Raw genomic sequence first — 11,895 nt, 5'->3', positions numbered from 1 at the left:
GAAGCTGGTCTAGCTTTCTCAGGGGTAAACCAGCTAGAGAAGGCAGGGGAAACCCTGCTTTTTTCATTTCTGGCGTAAACCAAATTCCTCCTTAACGCTGGCCAGAATTTTCGCGTGGCTCAGGTCTCTGTGATCCCGCATCTCGAAGTAACGAACTCCGATCCGGGTGTAAATTTCGGTAACGTTGCCGCAATACATCTCAGCCAACATAAACGTTTCACACTCACCGTTTTCGCTGCATGACCAGTTAAGCGGGGACATCATGCCCAGCGCGTCATGGAACCGATGAACGTCAATTTCAACCGGCTTTTTCACCGCTGCTTTTTCACGGCTCTGCCAATAGGCGCGCTCGGCTTCCGCGTTGGCATTCATACCCAGAGTGGCGCAAGACTCGGTCAGATTTAAATACATGGTGCTTTTTCCTTCTAGTGAGGGGTGGCAGCAATACGCCGCCACCGGGTTAAAAAAAATCAGTAATCGGCGGCCAGCTCGGCCATCAGTTCATCACTTGAGGCCTGTGCGCGTTGTTCTTCGGCCAGTGTCAGCATGATCCCCCGCTTCGTTGCCGCCCCCATAAACACCGGGCGATCTGTTAGCGGTAATCTTTCCATCCAGTTCATCGCCATGGCCAGTAAGCGCGATTCGTAAATTTCGTAATAGCTGCCACACCCTTTATTGGCCTCTTTTTCCAGCCGTTGGATCACCACGTCAGCGCGGATCACGTCAAACGGGTGATGTGAGTGAATGTTGCAGACAAAACCATCAAATCGAGGTGTTGTCCTTTCACATATCCTGCTAGCTTCCGTCGCGCTGTTGACGTTGACGTTTTGTGTGTGCATGTTATTTCTCCCCTTAGTGTTTATTGTCACATCCCACTGAGCCCCTCGCCGCAACCGCTAAACTGACCTTCCAGGGATGAGGAGGAAGTCAAATTTGGCGACAAAGCCGCAGCGCAAGCGACCGTAGGGAGTGCGAACGGGTGCCGGCGACAGATTTGACTTCAGACGCCTGGAAGGTAGTTTTTAGCGGGGCGAGGGACTCAGCGGGTGTGACTGACACGGTAGTAGCAATATGCACACACCCGACACGGCGAAATGCCGTGGCGACCTTAGCGCCCTGCAGCTTTTCGCAGGGCAGTGAACGCGCTGGCCACCGGCCAGCTGCAGTCCTTGACCTGGCCGTTAGATATCAGACCCTAGCCTTCAGGCCCGAAACCCGCTTTTTATGCGGGGTTCGGCGAAGCTTGCCCGGCATGTTTTCGCCGGGTTAGCTGAGTAGGGGTGACGACCAGGCAAAGCCTGGAAGCCGAAGGTATCCAGACTGCCGTTGATTTAGCTTTTTGTTCACCAGGTACATGGCCATCGAGAACAGAAGAAGATAACCAGGGAAGAGAAGTCACCAGGAAGGAAACCAAAGAGGAAGAGGAAGATATCCAGGAGCGGCAGAGAGAAGAACGGCGCCGCAGGCGCTGTCCTTTCCTTGGCTTTTTGCCGCCCTTGCTTTCGCGCCGTAAAGGGGTAGATCTGGGCAGCAACCACAGGAGGAATGTTCTACACCTGTGGCTGCCTGTTGTGGAAAATCACACGCCGACCAGACTTTCCAGCGGGATATTGAATTGCTTATGCAGGTTACGGATCATTGGCAAGGTGAGTTTTCGCGTACCGTTGAGAACTTCATACACACGGTTTGCCCTGCCGATCGCTGGCTCCAAATCTTTGACCGTCAAGCCCTGTTGCTCCATCCGGAATTTTATCGCCTCGATGGGATGAGGTGGCTCAATGGGATAGTGCTTCTTCTCATACTCTTCAATCAGTAGGCACATGACTTCAAAGAAGTCCCCTTCTGCCGTATCCATTTCTGGTTCGTTGTCAAAGAGAGGGGAAACGGCCTTTAAGGCTGCCTTGTAATCATCTTCGTTACGGATCGGTTTGATTTGCATCGTTCTACTCCAGTTCTACAGTTTCAGCATCGATGGCATCGTATTTGCGGTGCGTGCCGATGAATTTCACAAACATCCATCCCCGCTGGTAGGCAATCGCTACGATTAACCTGTAGTCGTTTCCTTTGATATTGAATACCACCCGCCTGTTCTTCAGAATGCTGGCGCTGCGGTACTGTTCTTTAATTTCTGCCGGGGTTCGCCAGTTCGCTTTGACGGCCTCATCCACCCATGCTTTCAGCGGCTGTTCGGCATCGGGATATTCATCCCAAAAATCTTTTAATGTCTTAACGGATATGATTTTCATTCTGTTAATTATAGTCCCAAAATGGGATTAATCAAGATTTCAGTCCCACTGCGGGACTCATTTTCCCAGCATTAAAGCGGGGAGGTTCTCCCCTTCCCGCCGTGCATAACATCTCAAACTTCTGTTTTAAACCGTCGTTTTAGCCATCAGCTGCATAACCTTTGCCAGCGCATCCCATTTCTGCCGCAGGGCCAGCCGGTCTTTCCATCCGTTGATATAATAAAGCGGCGTAAAACGAACCCGGGTGAATTTCATGGTGAGCGCATCACCGGTGATCACCCTGGCAGGGATCCCCAATAGGCTCAACTGGATGAAAGCCATATCTGCGGCAACAGGATCAATATCGATGCACTCAACATACAGGTGTTCGGAAGGATTTAACCCCTCTTCCAGCATGCATTGAGCATAGGCAAGCACCATCCCCGCTGCGCCGCATGCTGGCTCATGCAGTTCGATCCAGCCCTGTTTCTGGACGACTGCCGCAATATCCCCTGTTAACATTTTCGCCATCATCAGTTGGATATTATACGGCGTAAAAAATTGGCCCATCTTATCGGAGCCTAGTTCCAACTCCATGAATATCGATCCCAGAAAGTCATGGAACTCCCCTTCCAAGGCTGTGACCATCAGACAAAACAGTTTGTTCATATTGTCCTGATCGGCAGCCGTGTAACAGTCGCAAATCCGGCGGCTGCTCTCGATGTTCTCCGGCGTTCGGATGCGAGCCATATCCAACTCACTGGCCGCCAGTGTTATGAAGTCACGAAACACGTCCCAGCGCCGCATATTTTGCGCTGTGTGAGCAAAGGCACTGATAAACTGCTTTCGGGCCACATCTGGGGTGATCATGCGCACGGGGTGGGCAGGTTTTTCGATCAGAGTGGGCTTGGCTTTTACGGGGACGCTTTCAAACGCGCTACACAAATCAGTGAAACTCAGTTGTGACATAGGCTTATCTCCATGTTGGTCGTTGAAAGCTGGTCTAACTTTCTCAGGGGTAAACCAGCTTGGTTGAGAAGGCAGGGGAAACCCCTGATTTTTCATCTATGCGTGTTATTTTTCAGGCTCAATAGCGCCTGTTTTTTTCGCTCGATTTTCCAGCCCTTTGTAAAACCAACCAACCAAGTCAGCATGCGGTCAAGACGGTTGAACCTTACCCCATAGTGATCGTTGGCATGTTCGGACATTGCTACCTCTTCTTGTGCGCTATCTACGGCACGATGCCAAAGACTCCAACACTTTGCAGGGGACTTAGAAACAGAGGCGTTGCCGCTAGTTTTTTTCATTTCGCTTTGTCCTGTTTGGTGGTAAATGCTAATCACTGTGTTGTTAACAATGATACTGTTGCAAATGGCCATAGAGGGGTAATGTGTACGTACGATCGGCATTCCAGATATCGCCATCACTTGTCACTTCCACGAACTCGCCGTTTTCCAGACAGCGCCACAGATCGCCATCAACGGTAAAGTGATAACCGGTGCTGCTGATACAGACGTCTTGGATAGGCACCTGCACCTCCACGGCATCCACAACAAAGTTGCTTTCCATCGGCGCAAGCAAGCCGAATTTGAAAGCCGCATCCAGCCTGCTCTTTGCAAAGAGAAAATGCTGATGACAAGTGCTAAAGCCTCCACGAGCGCTGTAGGCGGTGTATTTCACGACAAAACGGCCCAGCTCTTGATTGGCGAAAGCACGTTGGTCTTTTACCCATCTTTTGGGAGGATCTTGCGTGGCGGTTTTGACGTTGACGTTTTGTGTGTTCATGCTGTTTTTCCCCTTATCAGGTAGTTAGTCCATCTTTCGGTTAGGTCTCACGCGGCAAATGGCGTAAGGAGCAACAGGCATGGGCAGAAAACAAAGGGCCGTTTACGGCGTTTACCTTCCTTTGTTTTCTGAACGTGAATGGTGCTACAAACAGCCATCCGCGAAGAACTAAACGAGAGAGGGATCACCAGGGGCAACAGTATGAACACACCCGGCACGACGGAACGGCGGGACGTCCTTGGCGCCCTGCCGCTTTACCGCGGGGCAGTGAACGCGCTGGCCACCGGTCAGCTGCAGTCCTTGACCTGGTCGTTAGATATCAGACCCAAGCCTTCAGGCCCGAAACCCGCTTTTTATGCGGGGTTCGGCGAAGCTTGCCCGGCATTTTTTGGCCGGGTTAGCTGAGTAGGGGTGACGACCAGGCAAAGCCTGGAAGCCGAAGGTATCCAGACTGCTGTTGACCTGATTTTGGGCCAGAGAGATGCGACACCAACAGAATGGAATGGAAACTATCGGAGAAATGACAATGAGAAAGACAAGGTAAAGAGTGTTGTTCAGGAAGAAGAGAGGTTTAAACAGCAATTCGGGGATAACAGTTCACCAGGAGAAGAAACGAATGAGGCAGGAAAGTACGGGAAAAAACGGCACCGCAGGTGCCGTCTGTTCTTGACCTTCCCGCCCTGGCCAACGTCATTTTGCCCTGGTACCCGACTCAGGCTCAGACTCAAAGGCAATCACGCAACCAACGATCATGGAAACGGCCCAGATCACTTGAAAGGTGATATGCACCAGTGCGCTACTGTATGACAACAGCATGCCGGTGAATGGGATAAGCAACAACAGGGTGCTATAGATAATGAACTTCCCGCCAACGCTTTTTCGCTGTGCTGGCGACATTTTTTGCACTCTGGGGTTGTTTGCGATCTTACGTCTTAGGTATTTCCACATACCCACCTCCCTCTTAGCGACTGAAAATAGCATTGTATTCAGTATAGTATTCATTTTCCCTTGAAGTAATCAGGCCGGTTTTCCAGCTCGCGCGCTATCAGCTCATCAGCAAACAACGGCGCGGCTTTGACCACTCTGCGCTCGAGATTGCGCTGACGTGCTTGTGCTTTGCGCTCCGGACTCCAGCGGCGTATAGGCTTCACGTCCAAAAAATCCAGAGACACAGCATAGTCACCCCCCGGTACAAACAGGGCCATCACACTAGCTGGCGCACGCGCACCGGCAGGAACATCTTCAAACACCAATATTTCTTCACCGGGGCAAGGTCGATGAGGGTACGCCCACCGCAGCGAATAACGCCATTCATTCACCGCCGGTCCTCCAGTTTATTAGGCAACATTAGCTCGTCCAGCCACTGTTCTATCTCTGTTCGGTTTTCCAGCTCGCCATGCATTTCACCGACAATTGCCCATAGCGGTTGCCCGTACTCAAATGACTGGCAGAGTACATTGGTAAAGCGCTTACTCCATGCCTGTACCCCGCACCATTCTTGCCGGTGTTCGCAATCGATCTGCCAGCAGTCAGGCAAACCCAGCGCTGCGATCACCGCACTGGATAACCGCAAGCGTGCCTCCTCGCCGCGTTCGCGGTACTGTTCAAAATCGGTGGCGGTAAAGGCTTGCAGCTTGGCTAACGTGAATTTTTCTTCTTTGGTCATCGTGTTATCAGCCGCCCTTTCGGGCGGCAGCTCCAGTTATCAGGCTGCGTCAGTGGTGGCTGTTTCGTCGGAATGGGTTTCGCCTTCAACATTTTCTGCGTTGGCAGGATCGTCGACAGGTGCCTCTTTAGGTTTAGGCGCGGTCATCCACACTGGCACCCAACGGTTACTTGCCATCCGTTCTTCGGCCAACTCTGCGGCGTCCCCTTTCTTCATCTTCTCCGCATCACTTGCCGCACCGGTGAAACCCGCTTCATTCAGGAACTCGACAATTTGTGGTTTTTTCAGGTGGTCAAAGAAATTGGCTTTTGTCGGTTGCCACCAGTCACGCAGTTCGAAATCAAACGCCGTTTCCACCGCATCGAGCGGACTGCGTGTCGTATGCCCACATTCACGGGTCTGTACACCATCCAACCCGCAAGCCGCACATAAACCGAGGATGGAAAGCAACTGCTCCCCTTTCAACGTAAAGAAGGTGGTAAAGTCACGATCCCAACCTTCCGGCAACATGGCGGTGACACGATCGATTTCTGCTTTGAGAGCAAGATAAGCGGTACCCTCTTTGCCTGACGGCGCATTTTCCAGCAAGCTATGGTGTGAGCAACGCAATGACGCTTTGAGCGCAGACGTCGAACCGTAATGATGTGATAACAGGTCACGGCACAACGTCCATGCCAGCAATGCAACGGCCTTCGGTATCTGTTGTACTACCGCTGCCTGTACCGCAAGCGTCCGTTCCGATGACATTTTGGTCAGCAACGGTAAACTGATGTCGTCCACCGGTTCGGGTTGGCGGGTATAAGTGATACCTGATGATGTTCGAGTCTCGTTGTCTGCTTTGGCCCCCTCTGTCCCCTCCTTCTGTTCCCGAAGAAGAACCCCGCGCTGAATGCAAACGTCATCATCCTCAAATGACACGACCACCCCAGCCTGTGCTTTCTGCTCAGGTGTCCACGACCGGATCGCTACAGCCGATTCAAGGTCTTCAATCTGCTGTTGAATCTCATATTCATCGTCGTGGGTGTCAACCTCTTGCAGCGCGGCTGTCAGCGTGTCTAGGCGGGCCTGTTCTTCTTTGGTAAACAAAGGTGCAGGGGTAGGCAAAAAGCCGTACGTCTGCGCATCCTCTCCCCAGCGTTCTACTTGATCCATCCGATGCAGACACCATGCCCACCCTTCGTTTTCCTGTAGGGCATGGGCAACTATCTCCAGCTTGTTAACGAGGTGTGTATCAAGCAGGACTTTATCGACATAGCCGCCATCGTCCTCGCTAAACAGATCACGGCGGATCTGGCTGTCCTCAAAAGCATTGGCTCCGACAAATGCAAACTTCCCGCTACCGCTGATCTGGACTTCACTGGCGGTTATCAAGCTGCGTATTTGATGAATTTGGGGCTTGCCGTTGTAGCTGTTCTCTTTGGCCATATCCAGAACCTGCAACTGGCGCTCAGGGTTATTCTCCAGCGCCAACACATGACAGTGCTCGGTTGTGAGTTCATCTTTAGCCAATGCATCAAGGATAGAAGGAGCCAACCCGGCCAATTTCAGCATGCGCTGGACGTGACGGGCACCATACCCCAGCAGATCACCGATCTGCGCTGGCGTATTCCCCTCTTCAGAAAGTGTACGGAAGCCGATGATCTGTTCGGCGGGGTGCATTGATTTACGCTGGCCGTTTTCCGTCATCGATGCGGCAACCGCCAGTTCGCGTGGAACTACCTTCACAGGCACAAAAGGTTGATCGGCATCGATAAGCCCTTCGCTCACCAACAGCGCGGTAGCCTTTTTACGGCCACCACCACCGACAACGCCCAGTTGGCCGTCAGGCAGCGCAATAACGATCAGGTTTTGCAGTATGCCGACCCCCTTGATGCTGTCGGCCAATCCTCTGACTTCTTTGTCCGTATGCGGAACGATACGTGTGTTCAGTTCGGTATCGGCCAATTGAGAGAATGGCACCAGAACAACCGGCGTACTTTCGAGCAGGGTAACTAGTTCTTTAGACACGGCTTTTTCTTTCGCCTTACTGCTAGCTTTCTTAGCTGTTTTTGCTTTAGACTCGGTAACTGACATAGTTGGTACTCCTTATGTGTTGACTACTGTCTGCCGGACGGCTCACGTCCGGCACCCTTTTGCTTACTGCTTTTTCACACCGCACTGCTAGATATAGCGATTCAGCCAATACCCGGCATCTTGTGAGAAATTCCAATCGCGCCAGCTCATTGCGCCATCGACGCGAACAACAAGCCGAAAATGCGTCCCCTGATCGTCCTCGATGGCAACATTGCTGTAGGCTGCTGCTACAACGTTGGCCTGTTCACGCGTAAACGGGCCGTCTGTTGGTAACAAGACGTGCTGTTGGTCAGCCATTGGCTATAAACTCCTGTTAGTGATGCCCTGCTTGCACAGGGCGAAAAGGTAAATCCTAAAACGGGATGTCGTCTTCAAAATCCATCGGCGGGTATTGACCACCTTGCGGCTGCGATGGTGGCGCTGATGGTGCTTGCGCGGCATCTGCTCCCTTTGGCGACCCTTTCCCTTTAGTCGAGCGCTTGCCCTTGGCCGGTGCGCTGCTGGCTGCTGGCTGCGCGGCAGCCGGAGGTTGTGCAGGTACGTTGCCGCTAGTCTGGCGCTCGCCGCCGCCCAGCATTTGCATGGTGCCATTGACCTTCACCACGATTTCGGTGGTGTACTGATCAATACCCTGCTCGTTCTGCCACTTGCGGGTTTGCAGTTGCCCCTCGATATAGACCTTTGAGCCTTTGCTCAGGTATTCCCCGGCCACTTCGGCCAGCTTTCCGAACAAGACAACGCGATGCCATTCGGTTTTTTCTTTTTGTTCGCCCGTTGCCTTGTCGCGCCATGTTTCGGAGGTCGCCAGAGACAGATTGGCCACCGCGCCCCCATTGGGCATATAACGAATTTCGGGAGCCTGACCCAGATTGCCGACCAAAATCACTTTGTTTACGCCACGTTCTGCCATGATGAATCTCCTTATTTCCGTTGAGCTTTCGCTTTTGAAAACCATCACCCGTTGAGTTGTCGGGGCCGCGGTTTTGATGTTATTGCGGGGACCTGCTGGACTTTCCCGCTGGGTATTACCTTCACCCGTTTGAGAGTCGTTCGCCGCGAGGGCGTAAACGAGCACGGCCCGGTGAAGATGTCTGGGGGGAGCGGGAAATTTTTTTCGGTCTAATGAAATGGCCGGAAAAAATTTATTGCGAAAGGCATGGCCGGCCCCTAGACAGCAAGACGGGTTGTGCTTGTCTCAGCCCCGGCGAAAGAACTCAAATGGGTGAAGATATCCAGGTAATGAAACGAGCAGGAACCCGTCGCAACGACGAAACGCGCGGGCGCGAAACGGCGTTGCTCCTTAGCGCTCTGCAGTCATTTCGCAGAGCAGTGAACGCGCTGGCCCTGGCCAGCTGCAGGGGTTGACCTTGATGTTAGATAGCAGACCCAAAGCCTTCTGGCCCGAAACCCGCCTCAAGCGGGGTTCGGCGAAGCTTACCCGGCATGTTTTGGCCGGGTTAGCTGAGTGGGCTGACGACCTGGCTATGCCAGGGAGCCGAAGGTATCCAGACTGCCGTTAATTCTTGTCCATCAGCTGCTGGCCAGAAGCTACCAAAGGAATAGAAGGGCTATCAGGAAAATAAGGAAATGAAGCAGGAAGAAGACAAAGAGGAGAGAGAAGATACCAGGGAAGTAGAAGAGGAGTCAGCTCACCAGGAGCGGCATAGGGAAGAACAGCGCCGCAGGCGCTGTCCTCTCTCTGGCTTTTTGCCGCTGACCTTTCCCCGCCGGCGCCCATGAGAAACACAGGACCGGCACCAGGACGCGAAACAGGTATTCACCCCAGCTCGACGGCTCAACACCCCGACCCAGGCATAAAGGGGGCATCCGTTCACCCCCTGTGGCTGTGCGATATTTTCAGGCCGCCCCCAACCGCACTATCGCGGTAGACGCATCGGTAAACGCAAACGCCCCACGCGGCAAAGGCTCCCAATGGTCAGAAAGCGGCTTGAGCGATTTGTTTTGCCGTGGCCCGTTCAAGCACACGGCGGTCAGCACGCCACCGGGTATCAGCAACGAGCGGGCATGCAGAATATGTTTGATATCCGCGCCCTGGTTGAACGGCGGATTCATGATAATTCGGCTGTAGTTTCCCTCTGAAGCATGCGGCCAGTATTCCAGGAAATCACTGCAGATCACGTTGATGCCTTCAAATTCGTTTCTCAAGTGCTGGCAAAGCTCGGCGTTAATCTCTACGGCATCACATACCGCAGCGGGTGCCACTTTCCTGATAGTCCTTACAATCGCGCCGGTCCCCGCGCTCGGCTCCAGTATGCGATCCCCATTGCTGATGTTGGCCAGGTGAACCAGACGGTCGCAGATCTCATCTGAGCTAACAAACAATTGTGAACAGGCCGGAACCTCAACCACCGAGGCGCTACGTTCAATTTTTCCGCGCATCATCTCGATACGCTGCTTAAGTGCCAAATGCATCTTATACCCTCTATGGCTCCCCGGAGTTGATCCGGGGAGCAATTTTTATTTGTTCGGGATTTCAACGGTTTTCATGTCGCTGATATACACAGATGACAGCGTGCAACCTTGCGTCATCACTCGGCGGTAGCGATAGGCTCCGTGGGTGTCGGTGGCCTCAACGGCCCGAACGCCCTTGTAATCACGGTGTTTCGCGGCCCATTCGGCTTTGGTCATCGTCACACATCCCTCGTCGGGAACATTCACGTTCGGCGGACGTTTTACTGTCTTACTGGCAGCTTGTGCCTCTTCCTCTGTGGGGGCTTTATAATCGGTGATGCGATCAACGGTGAGTTTCATCGTGCCCTTGTACCCTAAAAAATTGTGCCACGGCGTTTCCAGTGAGGTGACTTCTCCGTTTCTTTTGTTGATCTTGAGGATAGGCAGCCATTCCTCCCTGCAAAGCACCTGACCGCCGACTTGAAATTCTTTCGCGCTCGTTATCACGCTGCCGCTCTCGTTCAACATGGCCCGTTCGTAGCTCAAGCGATTGCGGTAATGTGTCGCCCAGCGTTGATAATGGCGGATAGCCCTATCATGGCAAGGGATCGCAACATCTCGGGCCTGTTCGGCCGTGATAATATCTTCATCCAACGCTGAATACAGACTCATGCGCCCTTCGTACTGGCTTTTATCCTGTGGTCGGGGGTACTTCTCCAGGCTAAAACATGCGTAAATACTTTCGTAATTGCTGATTGCGATGGCCATCTTTAAATCCAGGTTATCGGAGCGCCAAAGTTTCAGAAATTTTTCCGAGTCTGCGATATTTTTTTCTGCCTTGCGCAAGTCGGCTTCAATTTTTTTGATCCGGCGATAGCGCACGGCTGGCAGTTCTTTATATTTGGCGTGGGCCAAGGACGCCGCAGCCCTTTCTTGCCAATACTCTGACCGTTCGAACAGCATGACGGCCTTTTGCATACCGTTTTCGATTTTTGCGGCATGCCTGCGCGCTTTTCGCTCGCTATGATGGCCAACAAGGATCGGCTGCCCAAAGGGAACCGCCGAGGCCAGCTTATCGACCGCCGTTAAAACCTGGCTGGATTCTGCCGCGCGTTTCTCGCTGTAACCGCTGAAGCGTTCGGCGCGTTCGCTCTGACGCTCAAACAACGTGCTATCTTCATCCTCGATGTCACCGGCAAGGCTCATCAAGACATCTTCGCGGCCCGGCGTCCACGCAGGCGCCACGAAGAAACGCTGTTTAGGTGCCCATTTGAAACCCGCCTTGCTCACTGTCGCGTAGGTTTCTTCATCGAGACGATGGAGGGGATACAGGCGCAATTTGTTGTCATCGGGGGAATAGGTCGCCCGATACTCATTGCTGTTGAATTCATGAGATGCCTCTGTAGGCTTCGCTGTCGCGCCCTGGACGTTTTGTTGTGACATGTTTTGAATCTCCTTATGTGGTTAAAGTGATGCTTCTGTGAGTATTCGCCGTCGCAAACTGGCCCAGACCACAATCAGGAGCGCTGGCAAGGCCGCCGCAGGCGTTCATACCAGCCTTGCCAGAAGGAGCGATGGAGTGTGGTCTACTGCCTAGCGACGGTCGGAATAACTCACGGAAACTCACCCCACAGCTGAGGGTGAAACAGGGCACAATGCGGAACGGCGCAGCAGCAGCGAAAGCCGTTACGCGCTTCTGAGCGACGGCAGCAGTATCGCCGTCGTGGTGAATGC

The 11,895-nt window shown here is 53.0% G+C and carries 15 protein-coding genes; all 15 read right to left on the bottom strand.

The features are described from left to right. Positions 1-63: 63 nt before the first annotated feature. The 15 genes from KGP26_RS29035 to KGP26_RS28965 all read right to left on the bottom strand — a co-directional run bounded on the left by KGP26_RS29035 (position 64) and on the right by KGP26_RS28965 (position 11,604). Positions 64-411, bottom strand: coding sequence for a hypothetical protein (locus KGP26_RS29035; RefSeq protein WP_223499814.1), 348 nt, complete (start codon positions 409-411; stop codon positions 64-66). 59 nt (positions 412-470) lie between these two features. Continuing rightward, complete coding sequence (locus tag KGP26_RS29030; RefSeq protein WP_223499815.1) at positions 471-839, bottom strand: hypothetical protein; 369 nt, start codon at positions 837-839, stop codon at positions 471-473. Between the two features lie 740 nt (positions 840-1,579). Continuing rightward, complete coding sequence (locus KGP26_RS29025) at positions 1,580-1,939, bottom strand: type II toxin-antitoxin system HigA family antitoxin (protein WP_050313121.1); 360 nt, start codon at positions 1,937-1,939, stop codon at positions 1,580-1,582. A gap of 4 nt (positions 1,940-1,943) precedes the next feature. Then, on the bottom strand, positions 1,944-2,246 hold the full coding sequence (locus tag KGP26_RS29020; protein ID WP_050313120.1) for a type II toxin-antitoxin system HigB family toxin: 303 nt from the start codon (positions 2,244-2,246) through the stop codon (positions 1,944-1,946). A gap of 126 nt (positions 2,247-2,372) precedes the next feature. Beyond that, positions 2,373-3,194, bottom strand: coding sequence for an N-6 DNA methylase (locus tag KGP26_RS29015; protein WP_223499827.1), 822 nt, complete (start codon positions 3,192-3,194; stop codon positions 2,373-2,375). Positions 3,195-3,286: 92 nt separating this feature from the next. Then, positions 3,287-3,532, bottom strand: coding sequence for a hypothetical protein (locus KGP26_RS29010; protein WP_223499816.1), 246 nt, complete (start codon positions 3,530-3,532; stop codon positions 3,287-3,289). A 43-nt stretch (positions 3,533-3,575) separates the two neighbouring features. Then, positions 3,576-4,010 carry a hypothetical protein gene (locus KGP26_RS29005; protein ID WP_223499817.1) on the bottom strand — a complete coding sequence of 145 codons (435 nt, stop codon included), beginning with the start codon at positions 4,008-4,010 and terminating at the stop codon, positions 3,576-3,578. A 690-nt stretch (positions 4,011-4,700) separates the two neighbouring features. Further along, complete coding sequence (locus KGP26_RS29000) at positions 4,701-4,907, bottom strand: hypothetical protein (RefSeq protein ID WP_115160158.1); 207 nt, start codon at positions 4,905-4,907, stop codon at positions 4,701-4,703. Between the two features lie 101 nt (positions 4,908-5,008). Further along, a complete protein-coding gene (locus tag KGP26_RS28995) occupies positions 5,009-5,329 on the bottom strand; it encodes a theronine dehydrogenase (RefSeq protein WP_223499818.1) in 321 nt (106 codons plus the stop codon). After that, positions 5,326-5,676 (bottom strand): conjugation system SOS inhibitor PsiB family protein, encoded by a 351-nt coding sequence (locus KGP26_RS28990; protein WP_223499819.1) that lies wholly within the window; start codon positions 5,674-5,676, stop codon positions 5,326-5,328. The genes KGP26_RS28995 and KGP26_RS28990 overlap by 4 nt, the downstream gene beginning before the upstream one ends. A 39-nt stretch (positions 5,677-5,715) precedes the next feature. Further along, entirely contained in the window at positions 5,716-7,749 is a 2,034-nt protein-coding gene (locus tag KGP26_RS28985; RefSeq protein WP_371822223.1) for a ParB/RepB/Spo0J family partition protein, read from the bottom strand. A gap of 87 nt (positions 7,750-7,836) precedes the next feature. Further along, positions 7,837-8,046 carry a DUF905 family protein gene (locus KGP26_RS28980; RefSeq protein ID WP_223499821.1) on the bottom strand — a complete coding sequence of 70 codons (210 nt, stop codon included), beginning with the start codon at positions 8,044-8,046 and terminating at the stop codon, positions 7,837-7,839. Positions 8,047-8,101: 55 nt separating this feature from the next. Further along, positions 8,102-8,659, bottom strand: coding sequence for a single-stranded DNA-binding protein (locus tag KGP26_RS28975; RefSeq protein ID WP_223499822.1), 558 nt, complete (start codon positions 8,657-8,659; stop codon positions 8,102-8,104). Between the two features lie 947 nt (positions 8,660-9,606). Next, the gene (locus KGP26_RS28970; RefSeq protein WP_223499823.1) at positions 9,607-10,182 is read right to left on the bottom strand and encodes a methyltransferase; all 576 of its coding nucleotides are present in this window, start codon (positions 10,180-10,182) and stop codon (positions 9,607-9,609) included. A 45-nt stretch (positions 10,183-10,227) separates the two neighbouring features. Next, complete coding sequence (locus tag KGP26_RS28965) at positions 10,228-11,604, bottom strand: DUF3560 domain-containing protein (RefSeq protein ID WP_223499824.1); 1,377 nt, start codon at positions 11,602-11,604, stop codon at positions 10,228-10,230. Positions 11,605-11,895 lie beyond the last annotated feature (291 nt).

This window comes from Serratia sp. JSRIV002 (assembly GCF_019968725.1).
Lineage (GTDB): Bacteria > Pseudomonadota > Gammaproteobacteria > Enterobacterales > Enterobacteriaceae > Chania > Chania fonticola_B.
Note: the sequence above shows the minus strand (reverse complement) of the source record. Positions and strands in the feature narration are given on the sequence as shown.

Coding starts and splice junctions, on each gene's coding strand:
- KGP26_RS29035 (WP_223499814.1), bottom strand. CDS start 411: ATGTATTTAAATCTGACCGAGTCTTGCGCCACTCTGGGTATGAATGCC.
- KGP26_RS29030 (WP_223499815.1), bottom strand. CDS start 839: ATGCACACACAAAACGTCAACGTCAACAGCGCGACGGAAGCTAGCAGG.
- KGP26_RS29025 (WP_050313121.1), bottom strand. CDS start 1,939: ATGCAAATCAAACCGATCCGTAACGAAGATGATTACAAGGCAGCCTTA.
- KGP26_RS29020 (WP_050313120.1), bottom strand. CDS start 2,246: ATGAAAATCATATCCGTTAAGACATTAAAAGATTTTTGGGATGAATAT.
- KGP26_RS29015 (WP_223499827.1), bottom strand. CDS start 3,194: ATGTCACAACTGAGTTTCACTGATTTGTGTAGCGCGTTTGAAAGCGTC.
- KGP26_RS29010 (WP_223499816.1), bottom strand. CDS start 3,532: ATGAAAAAAACTAGCGGCAACGCCTCTGTTTCTAAGTCCCCTGCAAAG.
- KGP26_RS29005 (WP_223499817.1), bottom strand. CDS start 4,010: ATGAACACACAAAACGTCAACGTCAAAACCGCCACGCAAGATCCTCCC.
- KGP26_RS29000 (WP_115160158.1), bottom strand. CDS start 4,907: ATGTCGCCAGCACAGCGAAAAAGCGTTGGCGGGAAGTTCATTATCTAT.
- KGP26_RS28990 (WP_223499819.1), bottom strand. CDS start 5,676: ATGACCAAAGAAGAAAAATTCACGTTAGCCAAGCTGCAAGCCTTTACC.
- KGP26_RS28985 (WP_371822223.1), bottom strand. CDS start 7,749: ATGTCAGTTACCGAGTCTAAAGCAAAAACAGCTAAGAAAGCTAGCAGT.
- KGP26_RS28980 (WP_223499821.1), bottom strand. CDS start 8,046: ATGGCTGACCAACAGCACGTCTTGTTACCAACAGACGGCCCGTTTACG.
- KGP26_RS28975 (WP_223499822.1), bottom strand. CDS start 8,659: ATGGCAGAACGTGGCGTAAACAAAGTGATTTTGGTCGGCAATCTGGGT.
- KGP26_RS28970 (WP_223499823.1), bottom strand. CDS start 10,182: ATGCATTTGGCACTTAAGCAGCGTATCGAGATGATGCGCGGAAAAATT.
- KGP26_RS28965 (WP_223499824.1), bottom strand. CDS start 11,604: ATGTCACAACAAAACGTCCAGGGCGCGACAGCGAAGCCTACAGAGGCA.